A 21,782-nucleotide genomic window follows, 5' to 3' on the forward strand; every position below is an offset into this window, starting at 1 on the left:
GGTAGGCAACGAGCCACGCCACCGCGACCAGAACAACACCACCCTGGCCAGCCGACCCCGGGTCAGCCACCCGAAGACTCACAGGTAGGCAACTTTCCCGCGAGGTAGGCGAGCGACTCAGATCTCGAACCCGCCCCCGCCGTCACCGCCGAAGAAGTCACCGAACCCGCCGCCGTCGCCCCCGAAGAGGCCGCCGAACAAGCCCTCGTCGCCGCCGGCGTCCGCACCGGGGTCACCGGCAGCCTCGGTCATCCCGCCGTCGGCGCCCGCGGCGTCTGCTCCATCGGCCCCGGCGTCCTCGCCGCCGCCTGCCTCGGCGGCCGCGTCCTCGGCGACCGGCGTCCCGGGATCGCCGAAGGCGGGCCCGAACATCGCGTTCGCGACGGCGGAACCGATCACCACGCCGGCCACGGTGCCGAGCAGGCTGGACCCCACCATCGAACCGAACCCGGGAGCCCCGCCCCCGCGGAAGGTGTTCTCCAGGGTGCCCGGGTTGCGCATCTCGGCACGCGTCGCCATGCGTGCCAGCGACTGCGGGTCGTCGGAGGTGGCCCGCTCGTTCTCCGGCACCGACGCGCCGACCTCGGCGAGCACCTGTCGTCGTTGCTCCGGGGTGAGCTGGGCGAACGCCTCGGCGTGCGCCTGCTCGACGGCGTCCGGCGGCGCGGTGCGCAGCAGGTAGCGGTAGCGGTCGATGGCGACTTCGTCCTGGGAGCGCGCGGTGCCGCCGCCGGGCGACGCCGGTGCCGCCGTCGGGCGGGACTGGTACGCGGAGGCCGGGGACTCGTATCCCCGCGGCACACCGCCCCCGGTCATGCCGGGGATGGAGCGGTCGTCGCGGGACCGGCCGAGGAGCTTGTCGAGGAAACCCATACCGGAGGAACGGCTGGCCGCCGACGACGGTTCCCGCGCCGGGACCTGGCCCGCCGGCGGAGATCCGGTGCGGGGCACGGAACGACGACGGCCCGCACCCGCCGCCCCGAAGGGCGACCGGTGCGGGCCGTGCGCAGGGTGCTCACCGCCGTCGGGCGGTGGTCACGCCGAGATCAGAGCGGGCGCACGTTCTCCGCCTGCGGGCCCTTGGGGCCCTGCGTGACGTCGAACTCGACCTTCTGCTCCTCGTCGAGGGTGCGGTAGCCCTGCGACTGGATGGCGGAGAAGTGGACGAACACGTCGGCGGTGCCGTCCTCGGGGGCGATGAAGCCGTAGCCCTTCTCGCTGTTGAACCACTTCACGGTTCCGGTGGCCATGGGTACTCCTTCAAGAGGTGGCGACTCCGACTGTCGGAGGCGCGCATCACGGTGTTCGTCGTCAACTCTTGAGGGTCCAAGGTCCGCCGACGACCGCCGTCAATCCTGACGACGCCGGCCGTGCGACGCAGACGGAGGTCCGTCCGGTACGAGCAACACACTGCAACGGCGTCAACGGTACGCGAGCGGACGGCGTCGCACCAGTACAAGAACCGAAATGTGGTCGGCGAGTTGCCGGTGTCTCACCCTCAACAACGATGTCGAGAACGGGCAGGTCGCTCCGGGCGTGCTCTCGGTGTCCGACGACGGCACGCACGGCGACGCGTAGCGCCCGGCCGGTGGAGCGCCCGCGACCCCTGCATGCTGCCGACGACGACGGGACCCCGCGTGCGGGACGGGCCGGGCTGCCGCGCGAGGAGTGAGCCGCGGATCCCGCCCCGGCGGACGCGGCCCTCGCCCGAGCGCCGGCTCGAGCGCTCCGCCGCGGGCCTCGTCCGCCGTTCCCGATCCGAGCTGGAGCAGTCGCGGCGACGGGGATGTCGTGACGGGCTGCCGTACGCGCCACTGTGGCCCGCGAGCCGCGCAGAGGCAGCCGAACCGCCTGGTCAGGGCGATCCCTGCTGTGGATGGACCGCGTCTGCGCGCGGCCGGCGTCGAGTCCGCCCGCGCCGTGCGCCGCGCGCCGCGCGCCCGTGGTGGCCGGGTTCCCGCCGGGGCCGGTGCGGACCGGCACGACCGCCGTCGTGCCGCGGGACCAGGCGACGCTCACCGCCGGCGCCGAGTGCTCCCCGCCCCCGTCGCGACCGCCCCGGTTGCCGACGCGCGGACGCACCTGACCGCCGCCCCCCGGCGCCCGCGCCGAGCAGCACGCCGGAACCGAACCGGGGCCGGGCCCACCTCCGGATCCGGGCCCGACCGTGGACCTCGTCTCACGATGTGAAGGTCGGAGTGAGACGCATAACAGGTTCGTCACGATCCGGCTGATGTGGCGCATCTGACACATCCGCGTCACAAATCGGGGTTAGTTTCAGCGCCACTACATGCGGCATTGAGGTGCCGCCGCAGTCCGACCCCAAGGGGAGAACATGAATCGACGCATGACCGCTGCGAAGGGCGTCGCCCTCGCAGCAGCCCTGAGCCTGGGCCTCGCCGCCTGCGGGTCCTCGGAGGAGCCCACCGACGAGAGCACCGCGGACGAGATGGCTGAGGGCGAGAGCTCCGCCGACCCCCTTGTCATCGGGACGACCCTGCCGGTGACCGGCACCCTGTCCTTCCTCGGCCCGCCCGAGATCGCGGGTGTCGGCCTGGCCGTCTCGGACATCAACGAGGCGGGCGGCGTCCTCGGCAACGAGGTCACCGTCGAGTGGGGTGACTCGGGTGACAACACCGACGCCACCGTCGCGAACTCGACCGCGACCGACCACATCAGCCAGGGTGTCGACGCCGTCATCGGCGCGGCCTCGTCCTCCGTGACGCTGGGTGTCGTCGACACCTACGTCGAGGCGGGCATCATGATGATCTCGCCGGCCAACACCTCGGCCGAGCTGTCCGACTACAGCGAGTTCTACACGCGCACCGCACCGCCGGACACCGTCCAGGGCGCGGCGCTCGGTTCGCTGATCCTCGAGGGCGGGCACACGGACGTCGCGATGATCGTGCTCAACGACTCGTACGGCACCGGCCTGCGCGACCACACGCAGTCGGCCATCGAGGCCGGCGGCGGCACGGTCGTCTACGGCGCCTCCGGCGAGGGCCAGGAGTTCCCCCCGGGTGAGACGAACTTCGGCTCGCAGGTCTCCGCCGCGCTGGCGACCGACCCCGACGCCCTCGTGCTCATCGCCTTCGAGGAGACCACCGCCGCGGTCAACGAGCTCGTGGCCCAGGGCTGGGACTTCGACGGCACCACGTACTTCACGGACGGCAACCTGTCGAACGGCTACGAGTTCGACGAGGGCACCCTCGCCGGTGTCCAGGGCACCCTGCCGGGCGCCCAGGCCGACGACGACCTCCGTGAGCGCCTGAACACCTGGTACTCGGAGAACGAGGGTGGCGAGCTCGACGGCTACTCCTACTCCGCCGAGTCCTACGACGCCACGATCCTGGCCGCGCTCGCCGCGGTCCGTGGTGGGGACACCAGCGGTCAGGCCATCGCCGACAACATCAAGGCGGTCTCGGGCGCCGAGGGTGGCACCGAGGTGACGACCTTCGCCGAGGGCGTCGAGGCGCTGGAGGCGGGTGACGAGATCAACTACACCGGTCCGTCCGGCACCGGCCCGCTCAACGAGATGAACGACCCGTCCTCGGCCTTCATCGGCATCTACGAGTACGGCGACGACAACCAGTACGAGTACGTGCGCCAGATCGAGGGCACGACGGCCGAGTGACGGCCTGATCCTCGGTCCGGGCTCTGCTCGTCCGGTACGACCGCGGCCCGGTCACCTCTGCGGAGGTGGCCGGGCCGCCGTCGTCCCTCGGCCACCGTCTGTCCCGCGAGGTAGGCAACCTTCTCGTCAGGTAGGCGAACCTCTTGCGAGGTAGGCGCGGTTCTCGCGATGTAGGCGAACCTCTCGCGAGGTAGGCAACCTTCTCGCCAGGTAGGCAACATCTCGGCGACGTAGGCAGGGCCGTCCGGGCGCCGTGCCGGGCCCGGACGGCTGCCCACAGCATGCGGGCGGCCACAGCCGTGGGACGACGGCGGTGCACCGGCACCGCAGTCCCGGCACGGTCGGTCCATGGCCCAGACCGAACCGCTGCACGCGCCTGCCGTGCGCCGCCTGACCAGGATCCTCGAGACGATGAACGCGCCGGGATCCCGGTTGCGCTCGATGCTGTCCGCGGACCGCGATCCTCCGCTCGTGCCGCCGTCCGTGGACGCCCGCCTCGCCGACCCCGAGCTCATGACGCGAGGCCTCGCGGCAGGCCGGTACACGGCGGTGCGCAGGTCGCTCCTGTCCGCCCCTCCGGACAGCGAGGCCTACGAGGCGTGGATCCTCGGGCAGGTGCGCGCGCTGGTCGAGTCCGCCCGCGGCCCCCTCTGCTTCAGCCACTCGACGGCGGCGCTGCTGCACGGTGCCTGGTCGTACGCCACGCCGCGCCTCGTCCACGTGACGCATCCCGCGAACCCGCACGTCCGGCGTCGTGCCGAACCCGACGTCCGCAGACATCACACGCGGCTTTCCGGTCGTGACCGCTCCACGGTCGCCGGCATCCACGTCACGTCGAAGGAACGCACCCTGGTGGACTGCTTGCGGACGCTGCAGCCTGCCGCCGCTCTCGTCGCCGCCGACTCGCTGTTCCGCCTCGGGGCTGTGCCCGCAGAGGTCGGCCGCGTGATGACCGCCTCGTGGGGCAAGCGCGGCATGGTGCAGGCACGGCGCCTCCTCGAGGTGTGCGACCCGCGTTCCGCGTCACCCGGGGAGACGGTGGCGCGGTTGGCCGCGATCGACGCCGGACTGCCTCGACCCGAGTGCCAGATGGTGGTCAGCACCCGGTCGGGGGACCGGTTCGTCGACCTCGGGTGGCCGGAGGTCGGGGCCGGGGTGGAGTTCGACGGCGAGGTCAAGTACTCGGGAGGAGAGTTCGGGCTGCCGGCCGACGTCCTGCGCCGGCAGCAGGAACGCCACGAGGACATCGTGGCGGCCGGCGTCGACCTGCTCCGGGTCGGGTGGGCCGAGCTCTCCGATCCCCAGCAGCTCGGCTTCGACGTGCGTGAGGTGTACGAGGCGGCACTGCGGCGCTCGTCCCGCGAGATCCGCCGTCGGGCAGCCTGAGCGCGGTCGGATGGTGCCTATCCGGCTCGGACGGTGCCTACCTCGGCAGGATCACGCCTACCTCGCGGGACGTCGGCCTACCTCGGCGGGCTCAGGCCGGCGTCGCGCGGCCCTGCCCGCCGCCCCGACGCACGACGGCGGTCCCCGGACGAAGACCGGGGACCGCCGTCGTGCTACCTCGCGAGAAAGTTGCCTACTTCGCGGGGTCGTTGCCTACCTCGGGAGAACCGTCCGCGTCGACCTGCACATCCGGCTGCGCGTCGGGCGCCTCAGCCTGCGCGTCCGGCTGCACATCCGCCTGCGCGTCCGCCTCCGCGGCGGCGTCCGCCTCGTCGACGTCCTCGGCCAGGGTGCCGAGGTAGAGCGAGATGACCTTCGGGTCGGCCTGGAGCTCGCGCCCCGTGCCGGTGTACGCGTCCTTGCCCTGGTCGAGCACGTATCCCCGGTCGCAGATCTGCAGGCAGCGGCGCGCGTTCTGCTCGACCATGATCACCGAGACGCCGGCCTTGTTGATCATGCGGGTGCGCAGGAAGGTCTCGTCCTGACGCACCGGGGACAGGCCGGCGGACGGCTCGTCGAGCAGCAGCACGGACGGGTTCATCATGAGCGCCCGGGCCATGGCGACCATCTGCCGCTCACCGCCGGACATCGCGCCCGCCCGCTGCGAGCGGCGCTCGTGCAGCACGGGGAACAGGTCCCCGATGAACTGCCACCGCTCGGCGAAGATCTTCGGCTTGAGGAACGTGCCCATCCGCATGTTCTCCTCGACGGTCAGCGAGGGGAACACGTTGTTGTTCTGCGGCACGAACCCGACGCCCTGGGCGACCAGCTTGTTGGCCTTCTTGCCGGTGATGTCCCTGCCCTCCAGCGTGACCGTGCCGGAGTGGATCTTCACCAGCCCGAACAGCGCCTTGAGCAGGGTCGACTTGCCAGCGCCGTTGGGCCCGATGATGCCGACGAGCTCGCCCTTGGCGACCTCCAGGGAGCACCCGTTGAGGATGTTCACCCCCGGCAGGTACCCGGCCACGAGGTTGTCGGCGTGCAGCAGCAGGTCCTTCTGGGGCACGCCGGCGGCCGACATGGTCTCGCCGGGTGCGGTCGCGGTGGTGCTCATCGGTTCTCCTCCTCGGCCTCGAGCCGGGCGAGGACCTCGGGGTCGAGCAGGGAGTCGTCCCCGAGGTCGGTGTCGTGGTGGGCGCCGAGGTAGGCGTCCACCACGGCCTGGTCCTTCATGACGGTGCTGGGCGGCCCCTCGGCCACGATGTGGCCCTCGGCCATCACCACGACCCAGTCGGAGATGTGCCGCACGGCGTGCATGTCGTGCTCGACGAACAGCACGGTCATGCCCTCGTCGCGCAGCGCCTGGACGTGCCCGAGCAGCGACTGCACCAGGGCGGGGTTCACGCCCGCCATGGGCTCGTCCAGCATGATCATCGTCGGGTCGGTCATCAGTGCGCGGGCCATCTCGAGCAGCTTGCGCTGCCCGCCGGAGAGCGACCCCGCGTAGTCCGACGCCTTCGCGTCGAGCTTGAAGCGGGACAGGATCTCCATGGCCTTCTCGGTGGCCTCGGCCTCGTGCTTCTTCCACACGAACGGCAGCCACGACAGCCCGAGCTTCTCGCCGGGGTTGGTCGGGGAGGCGAGCAGCATGTTCTGCAGCACGGTCAGGCGGCCGAGCGCCTTGGTGAGCTGGAAGGTGCGGACCACGCCCGCCTTGGCGACGGCGGCGCCCCCCTTGCCGGTCAGCGACCGGCCCTGGAAGCTCCACTGGCCGGTGTTCGGGGTGTCGAACCCGGTCAGCAGGTTGAAGAACGTCGTCTTGCCGGCACCGTTGGGCCCGATGAGCGCCGTGATGACGCCCTCCTGGACCTCCAGGTGGTCGACGTCCACGGCGGTCATGCCGCCGAAGCGGCGCACGACGTGGTCGGCGACGAGGATCGGGTTCGGCTTGGCGGCCCCGGGCGTGGCGGCGACCGTCTCGAGGTCGGACGGCGTGGAGACCGTCGCGGTGTGCTCAGCGGACATTGAACGCCAGCTCCTTCTTGTTCCCGAGGATGCCCTGTGGTCGGAAGATCACCAGACACATCAACGTGATCCCGACCAGCATGCCGCCGATCTGCTCCACGTTGGTCGAGGAGATGAACTCGCCGACACCGGTGTTCTCCGAGACGGCGCGCATCCCGGTGCGCATGAACATGTAGGCGGTGAAGAACACGACCGCCCCGAGCACCGGCCCGAACACGGTGGCGGCGCCACCGAGCAGCAGCACGGTCCAGACGAAGAACGTCATCGTGCGGCCCATGGCGTCCGGGGAGATCGCCAGGGGGATCGCGTAGATGACACCGCCGAGGGCACCGATGGCGCCACCGATGACCAGCGCCTGCAGCTTGTAGCTGTAGACGTTCTTGCCGAGGGCGCGTACGGCGTCCTCGTCCTCACGGATGCCCTTGAGCACGCGGCCCCACGGGCTGCGCGTGATCAGCCAGACGAACAGCAGGACCAGGGCGACCAGGCCCCAGGCGAAGATGCGCGTGAACCAGGAGTCCGAACCGGTGTTGATGTACTCCAGCGGTCCGAGCGCCCAGCGGCCCTCGGGCAGCGGGGACAGGGCGTGGAACGGGTCCTTGTAGTAGCGGCCCTGCAGGCCGGAGGCGCCGCCGGTCCACTCCTGCCAGAGGGTGGAGCGGCCGAACCAGCGCACGATCTCCGCGGCGGAGATGGTGACGATGGCGAGGTAGTCGCCGCGCAGCTGCAGCGTCGGCATGCCGAGGATGAGGGCGAAGACGACGCCGGCGGCGATCGCGATGAGCAGCGCCAGCCAGATGGGGCCGCCGAGCGTCAGCGTGATGCCGAACCCGTAGGCGCCGAGCAGCATGAAGCCGGCCTGGCCCATGTTCAGCAGGCCGGTGTACCCGAAGTGCAGGTTCAGTCCGATGGCGGCCATGGCGTACGCGGCCGTGGTGGGAGCGAGGATCTCTCCCACGGACAGGGTCAGGATGCGGAGGAACTCTTCCATGGTGTGACTCCCTTCAGCCGATCCGCTCGCGGCGGCCGAGGATGCCCTGCGGCCTGAACAGGAGCACGAGGATGAGGATCACCAGCGCCGACGCGTAGCGCAGGTCGCTGGGGATCACGAGGTTGGACAGCTCGACGACCTGCCCGATGAGCAGCGACCCGACGAACGCGCCGAGCGCGGTGCCGAGGCCGCCGAGGGTGACGGCGGCGAACATCAGCAGCAGGAGCTGCACGCCGAGCTGCCAGTTGAACGACCCGAACGAGATGCCCCACATGAGGCCGGCCAGCGCGGCGAACCCGGTGGCCATGACCCACACGATGCGGATGATCTTGTCGGGGTCGATGCCGGTCGCGGACGCGAGCGCCGGGTTGTCGGACACGGCGCGGGTGGCCCGGCCGATGCGGGTGCGGGTCAGGAACCAGGCGATGCCGAGGACGCACACCAGCGCGACGACCATGGACAGCCACGACGCGGCACTGAGGGTGATGCCGGCGATCTCGATGGGCCGCGGGTTCTGGGACAGGATCCGCTCGGACCCGCCGCCGATGAGCAGCTGGATGACGTACTGCAGGGTGATCGACAGACCGATGGACACGATCATGAGCTGCATGACCGGCACGTTGCGCTTGCGCAGCGGCTGCCAGATGCCGGCGTCCTGCGCCCATCCGGTCATGGCGCAGACCGCGATGGTGGCGATGGCGCCGAGCCAGATCGGCATACCCATCTGGTTGATGGTGATGAACCCGAGTGCGGCGCCGAGCGCGAACTGCTCGCCGTGGGCGAAGTTCGACAGCCCGGTGGTGCCGAACACGAGGTTCAGTCCGATGGAGGCCAGCGCCAGGAGGAGTCCGAAGCGGAGCCCGGAGCCCATCTGCTGCCAGACCTGCGCCCAGGAGAAGTCCCGCTGGGAGGCGTCGCCCTCGGGGGCGGCGCCGACGCCTTCGCTGTCGGCCTCGGTCCCGGCGCCGGTGTCGGCACCGGCACCGGCGTCCGCGGTGGCCTCCGACTCGGCGGTCGCGGACGGCGACTCCGGGGCCTCGGCCCCGGCGCCGACGCGGAACGCGGCCCGCGCGGTGGCACCGGTCTGGGCGACGACGTCGACCTCGGCCGCGGCGCCCTCGGGGAGCTGCTGGTCGGCCGGGAGGGTCGCCGGGTCGAGCGCCACGGTGTACGTTCCGACGCTCGGGACCTCGACGGACGGCAGCCCGTCGACGACCGTGGTGAGCTCGGCGTCGAAGTCGGCACCGGTGATGGTGACGGCGACGTCGCCGACGCGGTCGTTGTCCGCGGTCAGGACGAGCACGGCGACGCACGCGGTGTCGTCGTCGGGTTGGCAGGTGGTGTCGGCGCTCGCGGCCGCGGGTGGGGCGGCGAGCAGCGCGGGCAGCAGCGCGAGGGCGAGTACCGCAAGGAAGCGGCGTGCGCGGCTCGCGATGGCGGGTCGGTCCGCTGTCATCGGACGTGTCCTCCGTCGGGTCATGGTCAGGCGTCCGGGTCGCCCCGGAACGTCGTCGGGCCACCCCGGTGCCATGCAGGCCTGCTTAAGGGCCAGTTGACGCCGACGTGGTCCGAACGTGCCCGGAAGTGTAGCGCCGTGGTGTGACCTGGATGACACGGGCGCGTCACGGGCGATGACGTGCGCGCGGAGAATCCCGTGATCGGGGGCCCGGGCCGCGGTTCGTTGCGGAAAACCGTTGCAGAGACGTGACCTCGTGGCGGGGTGAGAAGCGGCGTGCGCGACAGTCTCCACAGGCGGTCCGACGGCGGTACGCGGGTCGGGTGCAGCCCGTACGCTGGCGGGGTGCACGACGACGCCACCCCGGCCCGCACCGGGTCCACCGCACCGCTGTCCACCCCCGCGTCGGGCACGCCCGACCTGCCCGCCCCGCCCGAGCACCCCCCGGTCGCGGACCGGCGTCCGACCCGGCGCACCCATCACGGCCACACGTTCGTCGACGACTACGAATGGCTGCGCGCCAAGGACGACCCGGAGGTGCTGGCACACCTGACGGCCGAGAACGCCTGGACGCGGTCCCGGCTCACCCACCTGCAGCCGCTGCGGGAGCGGGTGTTCACCGAGATCAAGGACCGCACCCTGGAGACGGACCTGTCGGTGCCGGCTCGGCAGGGCGGCTACTGGTACTACGTCCGCACGGTCGAGGGACAGCAGTACCCGCTGCACGGACGCGTGCCGGTGACCGACCCGGACGACTGGACGCCGCCCGCCCTGGAGCCGGGGGAGGTCCCGGACGGCGAGGAGCTCGTCCTGGACCAGAACGCCGAGGCCGCCGGGCACGACTTCTTCTCGCTGGGCTCGTTCTCGCTGTCGGCCGACGGCGGCCGGCTCGCCTACGCGGTGGACACCACCGGTGACGAGCGCTTCACGCTGCGGGTCCGTGACCTGACCACGGGGACGGACCTGCCCGACGAGGTCGTCGGGACGTTCCCGGGGGCGACCCTCACCCCGGACGGCCGGTTCGTCTTCTACCCGACGGTGGACGACGCCTGGCGTCCGCACCGCATCTGGCGGCACGAGGTGGGCGCTCCGACCGCCGCGGACGTGCTGGTCCTCGAGGAGCCGGACGACCGGTTCTGGATCGGGGTGGGGCTGTCCCGCTCGGAGCGGTACCTGCAGATCGAGCTCGGCTCGAAGATGACGAGCGAGTCGTGGCTGCTGGAGGCCGACGACCCGACGGGCGACTTCCGCTGCGTGTGGACCCGCCGTGAGGGCGTCGAGTACACGGTGGAGCCCGCGCGGCTGCCCGGCGCGTCGGGCGTCGACGAGGACGTGCTGCTGGTGCTGCACAACGACGGCGCCCAGAACTTCGAGCTGGTCACCGTCCCGGTGCCGGCACCCGGCGCAGGCCCGGCGGACCCGGCGGGTGCCGCCGTCGTCGTGCCGCACGACCCGCAGGTGCGCCTGGAGGGTGTGGACGCGTTCGCCGGCCACGTGGTGCTCGGCGTGCGCCGTGGTGCCACCCCGCGGGTCGCCGTCGTCCCGCTCGCCGCGACCCGGCCGGGCGAGCCGTGGACGCCGCGCGAGCTGGAGTTCGACGAGCCGCTGTACTCGGCGGTCGTCGCCGACAACCCGGAGTTCGCCGCGCCGACGCTGCGGGTGCACGGCACGTCCTACGTCACGCCGCCCACGGTGCTCGACGTCGAGGTGGCCACGGGCGAGCGGCACGTGCGCCGCCGCCAGCCCGTGCTGGGCGGCTACGACCCGGACGACTACGTCCAGCAGCGCGAGTGGGCCACCGCCGCCGACGGCACCCGCATTCCGATCTCCCTGGTGTGGAAGCGCGACGCCGTCACCCTGGACGCCTCCGGCACCGGCGCCGACCCGGCTCCGCTGGTGCTGTACGGGTACGGCGCCTACGAGATCAGCATGGACCCGTACTTCAGCGTGCCGCGCCTGTCGCTGCTGGACCGCGGCGTCGTGTTCGCCGTCGCGCACGTGCGCGGCGGCGGCGAGATGGGGCGCGCCTGGTACGAGGGCGGCCGCCTGGAGCACAAGCGCAACACGTTCACCGACTTCGTGGCGTGCGCGCGACACCTGGTCGACGCCGGGTGGACCTCGCCGCAGCGCATGGTCGCCGACGGCGGCAGCGCCGGCGGGCTGCTGATGGGCGCGGTGGCGAACCTGGCACCGGAGATGTTCGCCGGCGTGCTGGCGGGGGTGCCGTTCGTGGACGCGCTGACCTCGATCCTGGACCCGTCGCTGCCGCTGACGGTCGTGGAGTGGGAGGAGTGGGGCAACCCGCTGTCCGACCCGGCGGTGTACGAGTACATGCGCTCCTACAGCCCGTACGAGAACGTGCCCGACGACGCCTCGCACTACCCGCAGATCCTGGCGGTGACCTCCCTGCACGACACGCGCGTGCTGTACGTCGAACCCGCCAAGTGGGTGGCGCGGCTGCGGGCCGCGGGCGCTCCGGCGCTGCTGAAGATCGAGATGTCCGCGGGGCACGGCGGTGTCTCGGGCCGGTACGCCCGCTGGGAGGAGATCGCGTTCGAGCACGCGTGGACCCTGGACGTGCTGGGCCTGGCCGCCGGCGACTGAGTCGAGTCCCGGGTGTCCGGAGTTCCCGGTTCCAGATGAACACCAGGTGAACTCGCGGCGAACACTGGGCGTCCAGCCCGGCGGACGGTCATCAGCAGTTCATCCCGGGCGGGACGATGTCCCGTGTGACCGAGACGCTCCTCCTCGTGCTCGTCGTCGTGACCGCACTGGCCTTCGACTTCACGAACGGCTTCCACGACACGGGCAACGCGATGGCCACGTCCATCGCCACCCGCGCGCTCAAGCCTCGCACCGCCGTCCTGCTGTCCGCCGTGCTCAACATGGCGGGCGCCTTCCTGTCCCTGGCGGTCGCCGCGACCATCGCCAAGGGACTGGTGGACGCCGGGGCGATCAGCCTCGAGGTCGTGTTCGCCGGCCTCGTGGGCGGCATCGTGTGGAACCTCGTCACCTGGCTGTTCGGGTTGCCGTCGAGCTCCTCGCACGCCCTCGTCGGCGGGGTCGTCGGCTCGGTGCTCGCCGCCGTCGGCTCCTCCGGGGTGCTGTGGTCCGGCGTCGTCGCCAAGGTGCTGGTGCCCGCGCTGCTCGCCCCCGTCATCGCGATCGGCGTCGCCGCCGTCGGCACGTTCCTCGTGGCGCGCCTGACCCGCGGGATGGCCGAGGACGTCACCAGCCGCGGGTTCCGCTGGGGCCAGGTCGGCTCCGCCTCCCTGGTCTCCCTCGCCCACGGCACCAACGACGCCCAGAAGTCGATGGGCATCATCCTGCTCGCACTCATCACCGCGGGCGCCGTCCCGGCCGACGCCGGCGTGCCGTTCTGGGTGATCTTCTCCTGCGCGTTCTTCATGGCGCTCGGCACGTACCTCGGCGGCTGGCGCATCATCCGCACGCTCGGCAAGGGTCTCGTCGAGATCGACAGCCGCCAGGGCATGGCCGCCGAGACCTCGTCGGCCGCCGTCATCCTGCTGTCCAGCCACTTCGGCTTCTCGCTGTCCACCACGCACGTCGCCACCGGTTCGATCATGGGTTCCGGCATCGGCATGCCCGGCGCGAAGGTCCGCTGGGGCGTCGCCGGCCGCATGCTCGTCGCGTGGGGGCTGACGCTCCCGGCCGCGGGCATCGTGGGGGCGCTCTGCTACGGGATCCAGCACGGCGTCGGCGGCCTCGCGGGCACGTTCCTCGTGTTCCTGCTGCTGGTCGGCACCTCGGCCGCCATCTGGGTCGCCTCGCGGCGCAAGCCCGTCGACCACACCAACGTCAACGAGCAGTGGGACGAGGAGTCCGGCGGCAGCCTGCGCGCCGCGGTGTCCGCCTCCGGCGTCGTGCCGGCCGCGGACGCCCACCGCTCCGAGCTCGCCGAGGCGGAGATCCACGAGCGCCGCGCGTCGGCACTGGCCGCGAGCCGGTCCGAGCGCCCGGCCGCCGACCGGACGGAGGAACAGCGATGAACGGGATCGTCGAGTGGGGCGCCCTGGGCCAGGTCGTCGTCGCAGGGCTGCTGGTGGGAGCCGGCATCCCGGCGCTCTTCGCGCTCGGGCTGCGGCTGCTCGCCGGCACGACGGCGGCACCCCGGCGGGCGACAGCGGCTGCGGACCGCACGTCGCCGGAGCGTGGCGGACCCGTGGTGATCCCGCGCCCGCCCGTCTGGCGGCTGGTCGCGGCCGTCCTGTGCTTCGGCACCGTCGTCGGCGCCGTCGCGACCGGCATCGTGTTCCTCGCCGCCGGCGGGCACTCCTAGCCGTCCGCGTGGCGGGGCCCGGTCAGCGGTCCAGGTCGGCCTTGGCGGCCAGCACCCGCTCGACGGCGGCATCCACCTGGGCGGCGAAGTCCGGGTCGTCCCGGGCTCGCTCGACCACCGCGTCGGTCATCGCCGGGACCACCGACGGGTCCGCGGAGGCCAGCACCAGGTCCACGCCGGCCGCCACCGCGTCGACGGCCCGCTCGGCCGGGGTGCGGTCCTGCACCGCGCTCGCCGCCGAGACGTCGTCGGTCACGATGACGCCGTCGAACCCGAGGTCGTCGCGCAGCAGGTCAACGACGGCGGGCGAGAACGTCGCGGGCCGGTCCGGGTCGATCCTCGTGTAGACGGCGTTGGACAGCATGACGAACCGGGCACCGGCGTCGATCCCCGCGGCGAACACCTCGACGTCCTTCGAGCCCGGGCCGACCGTGTCGTCGACGACGTCGGCCGAGGTGTCGGTGTTCTCGCTGACCCGTCCCAGGCCCGGGAAGTGCTTGATCACCGGCTCCACCCCGGCCGCCTGCATGCCCGCCGAGAACGCCGTCGCGGAGTCGACCACGGACGCCGCCGTGTTGCCGTAGTTGCGCGAGTAGTAGCCGATCGGGGCGTTGGCGGACTGGTTGTCCGCGGGCACCAGGTCCATCACCGGCGCCAGGTTGAGGTTGATGCCCGCGTCGGCGAGCTCGCCGCCCCACCGGCCGGCGCGCCGCTCGAGGCGGTCCCGCGGCCACGTCGCCTGCTCGGTGGCCGCCGGGATGTCGGAGAACCCGGGACCGCGCAGCACCTGGACGTTGCCGCCCTCCTGGTCGGTGGCGACGAGCATCGGCGGGTCGTCGCCGTCGGCGAGCGCCGTGTACTGCGCGACCAGCTCGCGGGTCGCGTCGAGACCGGCCTCGCTGCGCCCGTGCAGGAACACGTTGCCGACGTGGTGGTCGACGACAGCGGTCCGGGTCGCGTCGTGCACGCCACCTTCGGCGACGGGACTGCCGACCATGATCAGCTGGCCCACCTTGCGCTCCAGGCTCCAGCCGGCAGGGTCCTGGGCGTCCGGGGTGGCGGCGCTGTCCTCGGGGCTCGGTTCGGGCGACGACGGCGCGCCGGTGGGGCTCACGCTCGGCGACGTGGCGGTCGTCGGCGTGGGCGCCGGAGGGCTGGATGCGGCGCCCGAGTCCGCCGTCGTGCCGCCGGGGCTGCACGCCGCGAGCGCGCCGAGCGCGAGGACGAGCACCGCCGTCGTGCGGACCCTCACGACCCGGCCGTGGGGGAGGTGTCGCGGTGCGCGAGGGTGGCGAGTGCCTGGCACCAGTGCTGCTCGCTGCGGGCGGCGTGCTCCGCGGTGTCGATGTTGGACTGCTGCACGGCGACGCGGGTGCCGCCGCCGTCGGGCGTGAGGTCGATGCGGATCTCGTGGTAGCTCTCGGGCACGTCGGGGAGCTCGCTGAGCGGCGAGTAGTGCGTGAAGTGCAGCAGGCGGGGCCGTTCGACGGCGATGACCTGCCCCTTGTCGGCGAACACGCGGCCGAAGAAGTGGCCCTCGAAGGTGATGGGGCTGCCCGGCCGGAAGTCGGTCTCGATGTTGGCGCCCAGCATCCAGCGGGCGCCGGGGTGCACGAGCTCGGCCCAGACCCGCTCGGGCGGTTCGGCGACGTGGGTGGACGCGGTGGCGGTGTGCCCGGTCATCGGTGCCTCCTCGGGTTCGGGGTCCTGGTGCCGACGGTAGTCCCGGTGGGGCACCGTGGCCCAACCGTGCGACCCCGGCCCGGGACGCCGCACGGTCAGCCGAGGGACTCGGCGACGGCGGCGACGAACGCGTCGACGGCCTCGGCGGGCGTGTCCCAGGAGCACATCCAGCGCACCTCGACCCGGTCGGGGGTCTCGCCGGGCGCCCAGTCGTAGAACCGGGCCTGCTCACGCAGCCGGTCGGCGGCGGCGCGCGGCAGGGTCGCGAAGACGGCGTTCGCCTCGACCGGTCGGGTGACGAGCACGCCGCGCGGGACGACGACGTCGCTCGCCTCGGGGTCGTCGGGTGCGGTGTCGAGCACCCCGGCGGACTCCAGGCCGGCCGCCAGGCGGGCCGCCATGGCGTTGGCGTGCCCGGCGGTCCGCTCCCACAGCGGCTCGGGTTCCCCGGGCTCGCCGAGCAGGGCCAGGAGCTGGGCCGAGACGTACCGCGTCTTGGAGGCGAGCTGCATGGTGGACTTGCGCAGGTACGGCACCGCGGCGGCGGCCTGCCGGCGTACCCGGCCGCCGTCGTACCCGGACCCGGGTGCTTCGGGGGCGTCGTCCGGACCGAGCACCACGACCGCCTCGCCGAGCATGCCGCCGATCTTGGCCGCACCCAGGGAGACGACGTCGACCCCCAGGTCCGTGGTGAGCGCCCGCAGGGAGCAGCCGAGCGCGACGGCGGCGTTGGCGAGCCGGGAGCCGTCGACGTGCACGGCCATGCCGAGCCCGTGGGCGGTCTCGGCCAGGGCGTGCAGGTCCGCGGCGGAGTAGACGGTGCCCAGCTCGGTGGACTGCGTCAGGGACAGCACGCCGGGGTGGGCGCGGTGCACGTCGTGGCGCTGCCCGGCCCACCGTTCCACGTGGAACGGCGTGATCCGCCCGTGCTCGGCGGGGCAGGGCAGCATCTTGAGCCCGCCCACCCGTTCCGGGGCGCCGTTCTCGTCCGTGTCGACGTGCGCGACGTCGGAGGTCACCACGCCGCCCCAGCGTTCCGACAGCGCCATGAGCGACACGACGTTCGCGCCGGTGCCGTTGAGCACGGGGAACGCCCGGGCACCCGCGCCGAACACCTCGGCGACGCGCTCCTCGAGGCGCGCCGTCCACGGGTCGTCCCCGTAGGCGACGGCGAACCCGTCGTTGGTCGCGGCGACCGCGGCGAGCACCTCGGGGTGGGCGCCGGCGTAGTTGTCGGAGGCGAACGGGGGCAGCGCGGCAGGTGTGGTGGGCACCGTGCCAGAGTACGGTGGCGAACGACACACCCTCGTGCGCGGAACAGCGGGCGTCCTCCGAGCGTCCTACTCTCAGGGACGGGTGTCATCGCGCCCGCGGAGCCGACCGCCGCGTGACGGTCCGGTGAACTGTCGTCTGCCGGCACCTCGAGTGCCCGGAGGTCTGGAGCTCGAGTGTCTGGGAACGCCACCACCAGGTTCAGCAACGTGTCGCTGCTGTCCGTGACCCGGCGCCTGCCGTCACGGGTCACGCCGTCGGCCGACATCCAACGACGCCTCGCCCCCGCCCTGAAGCGCCTGCGGCTGCCGACGACGCTGCTCGAGCGGGTCGCCGGCGTCGAGGCGCGGCGCAACTGGGGGCCGGGGGAGGACGCCGACACCGCGACCGTCGCGGCCGGGGCGGAGGCGCTCGCCGCGGCCGGCGTGGAGCCGGACGAGGTGGGTCTGCTCATCAACACCTCGGTGACCCGCAAGCACCTGGAGCCCTCGGTGGCGGTGGGCCTGCACCACGGCCTCGGGCTGCCGAGCTCGGCGGTGAACTTCGACATCGCCAACGCCTGCCTCGGCTTCATCAACGGCATGACCCTCGCCGCGGGCATGATCGAGTCCGGCCAGATCCGCTACGCGGTGATCGTCAACGGCGAGGACGCCGACGACATCCAGGACAACACCGTCGAGCGGCTGCTGCGCGAGGACGTCGGCCGCGAGGACTTCATGGCGGAGTTCGCGTCCCTGACCCTCGGGTCCGGGTCGGCGGCCGCCGTCCTCGGCCCGGCCGACGCCCACCCCGAGGGGCACCGGATCCTCGGCGGCGTCACCCGCGCGGCCACGCAGCACCACGGCCTGTGCGTGGGCAGCCCGGACGGCATGTTCACCGACGCCGAGGCGTTGCTCGAGGGCGGCCTGGAGCTGGTGGTCGAGGCGTGGAAGGACGCCATCCCCGAGTGGGACTGGGAGGCGATGGACCGCTACGTCACCCACCAGGTCTCGCGCGTGCACACCAACGCGATCGTCGAGGCCGTCGGCCTGGACCGCGCCAAGGTGCCGACCACGTATCCCACGCTCGGCAACGTCGGACCCGCCTCGGTGCCGATCACGCTGGTCCAGGAGGCCGAGACCCTGGAGGCGGGCGACCGGGTGCTGCTCATGGGAGTCGGCTCCGGGATCAACACGGCGATGCTGGAGCTGGCCTGGTGACGGACCGTTCGGCCGGCGCCCGGCGCCCGGCGAGCACCCTCCCGCCGGACCTGCCCGGCGTCGAGCAGCGGTTCAGCCACGTGCGCGGCGACTGGCACTACCTCGACAACGGCGCCGAGCTGTCCGCGCACGGCATCGTCCCCGTCGGCACCGTGCTGGCCGTGCACGGCAACCCCACCTGGTCCTACCTGTGGCGGGACCTGGTCACCGCCGCCACGGACCGTGCCGTCGAGGCCGCGGCCGCCGCCGGCGAGCACCCGGACGGCGTCGGTGACGCCTGGCGGGTCGTCGCCGTCGACCAGCTCGAGATGGGCCTGTCCGCCCGCACGGGACGACGGCGGACTCTCGCGGACCGGGTCGCGGACCTGTCGGCGTTCACCGACGGCCTCGGACTGGCGGGTCCGGTCGTGACGCTCGGGCACGACTGGGGCGGCGTCGTCTCCCTCGGCTGGGCCGTCGACCACCCCGATCTGCTGGCCGGCGTCGCGCTGCTCAACACCGCCGTGCACCAGCCCGACGACGTGCCGATCCCCGCGCCGCTGCGCCTCGCGCTGGCCCGCGGCGTGCACCGCCTGGGCACGAGCATGACGCGCGCCTTCCTGGACACGACGCTCGCGCTGGCCCGCCCCGGCCTGCCGCGCGACGTCGCCGACGCCTACCGGATGCCCTACCGCACCGCCGCCGACCGGGCGGGCATCGAGCAGTTCGTCGCCGACATCCCCGCCGACGCCGACCACGCGAGCCGCCCCGAGCTGGACCGGATCGCCGAGGGGGTGCGCGGGCTCGACGTGCCGGCGCTGCTGCTGTGGGGGCCGAAGGACCCGGTCTTCTCCGACCGGTACCTCGACGACCTGCTGCACCGGCTGCCTCAGGCCCGGGTGCACCGGTTCGAGGACGCCGGTCACCTGGTTGCCGAGGACGTCGACTACGCCGGGCCCGTGCTGGACTGGCTGGGTGCCGCGGCACCCGAGCCGTCGGCCGCGCCGCCGGAGGGGTTCCGGCCGATCTGGGCCGGGCTCGACGAGCGCGCCGCCGACGCGGCCTCGCGCACCGAGCAGGCCGTGCTGGACCTGACCGCGACCGGCGCCGGACGGGTCGTGAGCTGGCAGGCCCTCGACCGGCAGGTCCGCCGCATCGCCGCGGGGCTGCACGGGATCGGGGTGCGGCGCGGCGACCGCGTGTCGCTGCTCGTCTCGCCCGGCCCGACGCTGACGGCGCTGGTCTACGCCTGCCTGCGCATCGGCGCGGTCGTGGTGGTGGCCGATGCCGGGCTCGGTCTGCGCGGGCTGACCCGCGCGCAGCGGGGCGCCTGGCCGCAGTACCTGGTCGGGCAGACGAGGGCGCTCGCCGCCGCCCGCGCGGCCGGCTGGCCGGGGGTGCGGATCGCCGCGGACCCGCTGGACCCGGTCACGCGCCGCGCCCTGGGGGTGGACCACGAGCTGATCGACGTGGCCCGCGCCGGTGAGGGCCACGCGCTCCCGCCCGAGCCGGGACACGAGGACGACGCCGCCGTGCTGTTCACCTCCGGCTCGACCGGCCCGGCCAAGGGCGTGCTGTACACGCACGCCCGGCTGGCGGCGCTGCGTGACGCCCTGGCCGAGCACTTCGCCGTCGGCCCGGACACGGGTCTGGTCACCGGGTTCGCGCCGTTCGCGCTGCTGGGCCCCGCGCTCGGCACCCGCTCGGTGACCCCGGACATGGACGTCTCGGCGCCGCGGACGCTCACCGCCCGCGCCGTCGCCGACGCCGTGCGGGCCACCGACGCCCGCATGGTTTTCCTGTCCCCGGCGGCCATCCTCCACGTCGTGGACACCGCGGGCGCGCTGACGGAGGACGACCGCGAGGCGCTCGGTCGGGTCGAGACGTTCCTGTCCACCGGCGCCCCGATCAGCGCCGACATGCTCGCGTCCGCGCAGTCCCTCATGCCCGCCGCCGAGCCGCACACCCCCTACGGCATGACCGAGTGCCTGCTCGTCACCGACATCACGCTGGACGGCATCCGCGACGCCGCGAGCGCCCCCGACGACGGCGTGTGCGTGGGCCGGCCGGTGGGCGCCGGGCAGGTGCTGATCAGTCCGCTGGACGACGACGGCGCGGCGACGGGAGCACCGGCGTCGGGCCCGGAGGTGGTGGGCGTGCTGGGCGAGGTGCTGGTCAGCGCCCCGCACCTGAAGGAGCGGTACGACCGGCGCTGGCTGACGGACGTGGCCGCCGAGCGGGACACCCCGGCGGGGCACTGGCACCGCACGGGCGACGTCGGCCACCTCGACGCCGAGGGTCGGTTGTGGATCGAGGGTCGGCTCGCGCACGTGCTGACCACGGTGGACGGTCCGCTGGCGCCGGTGGGTCCGGAGCAGGCGGTGGAGTCCGTCGCCGCGGTGCGGCGCGCCGCCGTGGTGGGTGTCGGGCCGGCCGGGGTGCAGCAGGCGGTCGCCGTGGTCGAGCCGCTCGCGGGGGTGGAGGGTGCGCCGCGCCGTCCGGGGCTCGCCCCGCAGGAGCTGGACGCCGCGGTGCGGGCGGCGTCGTCGGTGCCGCTGGCGGCGGTGCTGGTGGTGCCCGAGCTGCCGACCGACGTGCGGCACAACTCGAAGATCGACCGGGCGCGGCTGGCGGCCTGGGCGTCGGGGGTGCTCGCCGGCGGCCGGGTGGGGGCGCCGTGACGGTGCTGGTCACCGGGGCGTCGGGGCTGCTGGGCGGGGCGGTGGCGCGGTTGCTGGCGGCCCGCGGCGAACCGGTGCGGACGCTGCAGCGCAGCCCGTCGGGGGTGGCGGGCGTCGAGGACGTCGCGGGTTCGTTGACCGACCCCGCCGCCGTGGCCGCTGCCGTCGACGGGGTGTCCGCCGTCGTGCACCTGGCCGCCAAGGTGTCGCTGGCCGGGGATCCGGCGGAGTTCGAGGCGGTCAACGTCGGCGGGACGCGCACGCTGCTGGACGCGGCCGAGCGGGCCGGGGTGGAGCGGTTCGTGCAGGTGTCCTCGCCGTCGGTGGCGCACGCGGGGGCGTCGTTGTTCGGTGTCGGGGCGGGCGTCGCGGACCCCGCAGCGGCACGCGGCGAGTACGCCCGCACCAAGGCCGCCTCGGAGCTGGCGGCGCTGTCGCGCGACGCGGGCCCGGGTCGTGCGACGGACGGGCTGCGGGTCGTGGCGGTGCGGCCGCACATCGTGTGGGGGCCGGGGGACACCCAGCTCGTGGAGCGGGTCGTCGACCGGGCGTCGTCCGGGCGGCTGCCGCTGCTCGGCCACGGGGCCGCGCTCATCGACACCACCTACCTGGACAACGCCGCCGACGGCATCGTGGCCGCGCTCGACCGGCTCGCCGACGCGCCCGAGGCGGTGCGCGGGCGCGCCTACGTGCTGACCAACGGCGAGCCGCGCACCGTCGCCGACCTGCTGGGCGGCATCTGCCGGGCCGCCGGGGTGGAGCCGCCGCGGTGGCGGGTCCCGGCCGGGCTCGCGCGGGTCGCCGGCGGCGCGGTCGAGGCCGTGTGGCGGGTGCGGCCCGGGGCCGACGAGCCGCCGATGACGCGGTTCCTCGCCGAACAGCTCTCCACCGCCCACTGGTTCGACCAGCGCGCCACCTGGTCGGACCTGCGGTGGCGGCCCGCCGTGAGCATCGACGAGGGGTTCCGCCGGCTGGCCGCCCACTACGGCGGTACCGCGCGCTGACGGCGCAGCTCGGCTGCGACCGCCGCCCGGTCGGGTGTCTCGCCACGACCTGTCCGGACGGCGGGAGCACCGGCCGCACAGCGGGACCGAATCACGCTGGGCGTGAGAATCACGCCGAGCGTGATTCACGACGGCGCAGCGGTCGCTGTTCCCGCCGTGCGGACACCCTCGA

The 21,782-nt window shown here is 73.4% G+C and carries 16 protein-coding genes and 1 pseudogene; 8 read left to right on the forward strand and 9 right to left on the reverse strand.

The window, feature by feature from the left end:
* Nucleotides 1-117 precede the first annotated feature (117 nt).
* Together HDG68_RS15520 and cspE are read right to left on the reverse strand one after the other, a co-directional pair.
* Nucleotides 118-873, reverse strand: coding sequence for a hypothetical protein (locus HDG68_RS15520; RefSeq protein ID WP_172153558.1), 756 nt, complete (start codon nt 871-873; stop codon nt 118-120).
* Nucleotides 874-1,046: 173 nt separating this feature from the next.
* On the reverse strand, nt 1,047-1,250 hold the full coding sequence (gene cspE, locus HDG68_RS15525; protein ID WP_172153559.1) for a transcription antiterminator/RNA stability regulator CspE: 204 nt from the start codon (nt 1,248-1,250) through the stop codon (nt 1,047-1,049).
* Nucleotides 1,251-2,347: 1,097 nt separating this feature from the next.
* Here cspE and HDG68_RS15530 point away from each other — a divergent pair.
* A complete protein-coding gene (locus HDG68_RS15530; RefSeq protein ID WP_246254138.1) occupies nt 2,348-3,634 on the forward strand; it encodes an ABC transporter substrate-binding protein in 1,287 nt (428 codons plus the stop codon).
* Between the two features lie 348 nt (nt 3,635-3,982).
* Complete coding sequence (locus HDG68_RS15535; RefSeq protein WP_172153561.1) at nt 3,983-5,020, forward strand: hypothetical protein; 1,038 nt, start codon at nt 3,983-3,985, stop codon at nt 5,018-5,020.
* 334 nt (nt 5,021-5,354) lie between these two features.
* Here the strand turns inward: HDG68_RS15535 and HDG68_RS15540 are convergent.
* The 4 genes and pseudogenes from HDG68_RS15540 to HDG68_RS15555 all read right to left on the reverse strand — a co-directional run.
* Nucleotides 5,355-6,134, reverse strand: a pseudogene (locus HDG68_RS15540) (ABC transporter ATP-binding protein); the annotation flags it as partial.
* On the reverse strand, nt 6,131-7,045 hold the full coding sequence (locus HDG68_RS15545) for an ABC transporter ATP-binding protein (protein ID WP_172153562.1): 915 nt from the start codon (nt 7,043-7,045) through the stop codon (nt 6,131-6,133). The gene HDG68_RS15545 and the pseudogene HDG68_RS15540, both read right to left, overlap by 4 nt.
* Nucleotides 7,035-8,036 carry a branched-chain amino acid ABC transporter permease gene (locus tag HDG68_RS15550; RefSeq protein ID WP_172153563.1) on the reverse strand — a complete coding sequence of 334 codons (1,002 nt, stop codon included), beginning with the start codon at nt 8,034-8,036 and terminating at the stop codon, nt 7,035-7,037. The genes HDG68_RS15545 and HDG68_RS15550 overlap by 11 nt, the downstream gene beginning before the upstream one ends.
* Before the next feature lie 13 nt (nt 8,037-8,049).
* Nucleotides 8,050-9,492 (reverse strand): branched-chain amino acid ABC transporter permease, encoded by a 1,443-nt coding sequence (locus tag HDG68_RS15555; protein ID WP_172153564.1) that lies wholly within the window; start codon nt 9,490-9,492, stop codon nt 8,050-8,052.
* Nucleotides 9,493-9,837: 345 nt separating this feature from the next.
* On the opposite strand from HDG68_RS15555, the gene HDG68_RS15560 reads away from it, so the two are divergent.
* The 3 genes from HDG68_RS15560 (at nt 9,838) to HDG68_RS15570 (ending at nt 13,792) form a co-directional block, all read left to right on the forward strand.
* Nucleotides 9,838-12,096: a S9 family peptidase gene (locus HDG68_RS15560; RefSeq protein WP_425483772.1), complete on the forward strand. Its 2,259-nt coding sequence runs from the start codon at nt 9,838-9,840 to the stop codon at nt 12,094-12,096.
* Between the two features lie 116 nt (nt 12,097-12,212).
* Complete coding sequence (locus HDG68_RS15565) at nt 12,213-13,502, forward strand: inorganic phosphate transporter (protein ID WP_172153565.1); 1,290 nt, start codon at nt 12,213-12,215, stop codon at nt 13,500-13,502.
* Complete coding sequence (locus HDG68_RS15570; protein ID WP_172153566.1) at nt 13,499-13,792, forward strand: hypothetical protein; 294 nt, start codon at nt 13,499-13,501, stop codon at nt 13,790-13,792. The genes HDG68_RS15565 and HDG68_RS15570 overlap by 4 nt, the downstream gene beginning before the upstream one ends.
* Before the next feature lie 22 nt (nt 13,793-13,814).
* On the opposite strand, the gene HDG68_RS15575 is transcribed toward HDG68_RS15570, so the two are convergent.
* The 3 genes from HDG68_RS15575 to HDG68_RS15585 all read right to left on the reverse strand — a co-directional run bounded on the left by HDG68_RS15575 (nt 13,815) and on the right by HDG68_RS15585 (nt 16,749).
* On the reverse strand, nt 13,815-15,044 hold the full coding sequence (locus HDG68_RS15575; RefSeq protein WP_172153567.1) for a glycoside hydrolase family 3 protein: 1,230 nt from the start codon (nt 15,042-15,044) through the stop codon (nt 13,815-13,817).
* Entirely contained in the window at nt 15,041-15,475 is a 435-nt protein-coding gene (locus HDG68_RS15580) for an SRPBCC family protein (RefSeq protein WP_172153568.1), read from the reverse strand. Before HDG68_RS15580 ends, HDG68_RS15575 begins: the two co-directional genes overlap by 4 nt.
* A 95-nt stretch (nt 15,476-15,570) precedes the next feature.
* Nucleotides 15,571-16,749: a threonine aldolase family protein gene (locus HDG68_RS15585; protein WP_343037617.1), complete on the reverse strand. Its 1,179-nt coding sequence runs from the start codon at nt 16,747-16,749 to the stop codon at nt 15,571-15,573.
* A 174-nt stretch (nt 16,750-16,923) separates the two neighbouring features.
* Here HDG68_RS15585 and HDG68_RS15590 point away from each other — a divergent pair, with 174 nt between their 5' ends.
* The 3 genes from HDG68_RS15590 to HDG68_RS15600 are packed head-to-tail and all read left to right on the forward strand — an operon-like array spanning nt 16,924 to nt 21,610.
* Nucleotides 16,924-17,946, forward strand: coding sequence for a 3-oxoacyl-ACP synthase III (locus HDG68_RS15590; RefSeq protein WP_172153569.1), 1,023 nt, complete (start codon nt 16,924-16,926; stop codon nt 17,944-17,946).
* Entirely contained in the window at nt 17,943-20,606 is a 2,664-nt protein-coding gene (locus HDG68_RS15595) for an alpha/beta fold hydrolase (protein WP_172153570.1), read from the forward strand. Before HDG68_RS15590 ends, HDG68_RS15595 begins: the two co-directional genes overlap by 4 nt.
* Nucleotides 20,603-21,610, forward strand: coding sequence for an NAD-dependent epimerase/dehydratase family protein (locus tag HDG68_RS15600; RefSeq protein ID WP_172153571.1), 1,008 nt, complete (start codon nt 20,603-20,605; stop codon nt 21,608-21,610). Before HDG68_RS15595 ends, HDG68_RS15600 begins: the two co-directional genes overlap by 4 nt.
* The last annotated feature ends 172 nt before the right edge of the window (nt 21,611-21,782 follow it).

Origin of the sequence: Isoptericola chiayiensis (assembly GCF_013149805.1) — a bacterium.
In the GTDB taxonomy this organism is placed as follows: domain Bacteria; phylum Actinomycetota; class Actinomycetes; order Actinomycetales; family Cellulomonadaceae; genus Isoptericola; species Isoptericola chiayiensis.

What these genes read in the sequence shown, in the direction of transcription:
- HDG68_RS15520 (WP_172153558.1), bottom strand. Translation starts at nt 873, where the DNA reads ATGGGTTTCCTCGACAAGCTCCTCGGCCGGTCCCGCGACGACCGCTCC.
- HDG68_RS15530 (WP_246254138.1), top strand. Translation starts at nt 2,348, where the DNA reads ATGACCGCTGCGAAGGGCGTCGCCCTCGCAGCAGCCCTGAGCCTGGGC.
- cspE (WP_172153559.1), bottom strand. Translation starts at nt 1,250, where the DNA reads ATGGCCACCGGAACCGTGAAGTGGTTCAACAGCGAGAAGGGCTACGGC.
- HDG68_RS15580 (WP_172153568.1), bottom strand. Translation starts at nt 15,475, where the DNA reads ATGACCGGGCACACCGCCACCGCGTCCACCCACGTCGCCGAACCGCCC.
- HDG68_RS15565 (WP_172153565.1), top strand. Translation starts at nt 12,213, where the DNA reads ATGTCCCGTGTGACCGAGACGCTCCTCCTCGTGCTCGTCGTCGTGACC.
- HDG68_RS15555 (WP_172153564.1), bottom strand. Translation starts at nt 9,492, where the DNA reads ATGACAGCGGACCGACCCGCCATCGCGAGCCGCGCACGCCGCTTCCTT.
- HDG68_RS15570 (WP_172153566.1), top strand. Translation starts at nt 13,499, where the DNA reads ATGAACGGGATCGTCGAGTGGGGCGCCCTGGGCCAGGTCGTCGTCGCA.
- HDG68_RS15550 (WP_172153563.1), bottom strand. Translation starts at nt 8,036, where the DNA reads ATGGAAGAGTTCCTCCGCATCCTGACCCTGTCCGTGGGAGAGATCCTC.
- HDG68_RS15545 (WP_172153562.1), bottom strand. Translation starts at nt 7,045, where the DNA reads ATGTCCGCTGAGCACACCGCGACGGTCTCCACGCCGTCCGACCTCGAG.
- HDG68_RS15535 (WP_172153561.1), top strand. Translation starts at nt 3,983, where the DNA reads ATGGCCCAGACCGAACCGCTGCACGCGCCTGCCGTGCGCCGCCTGACC.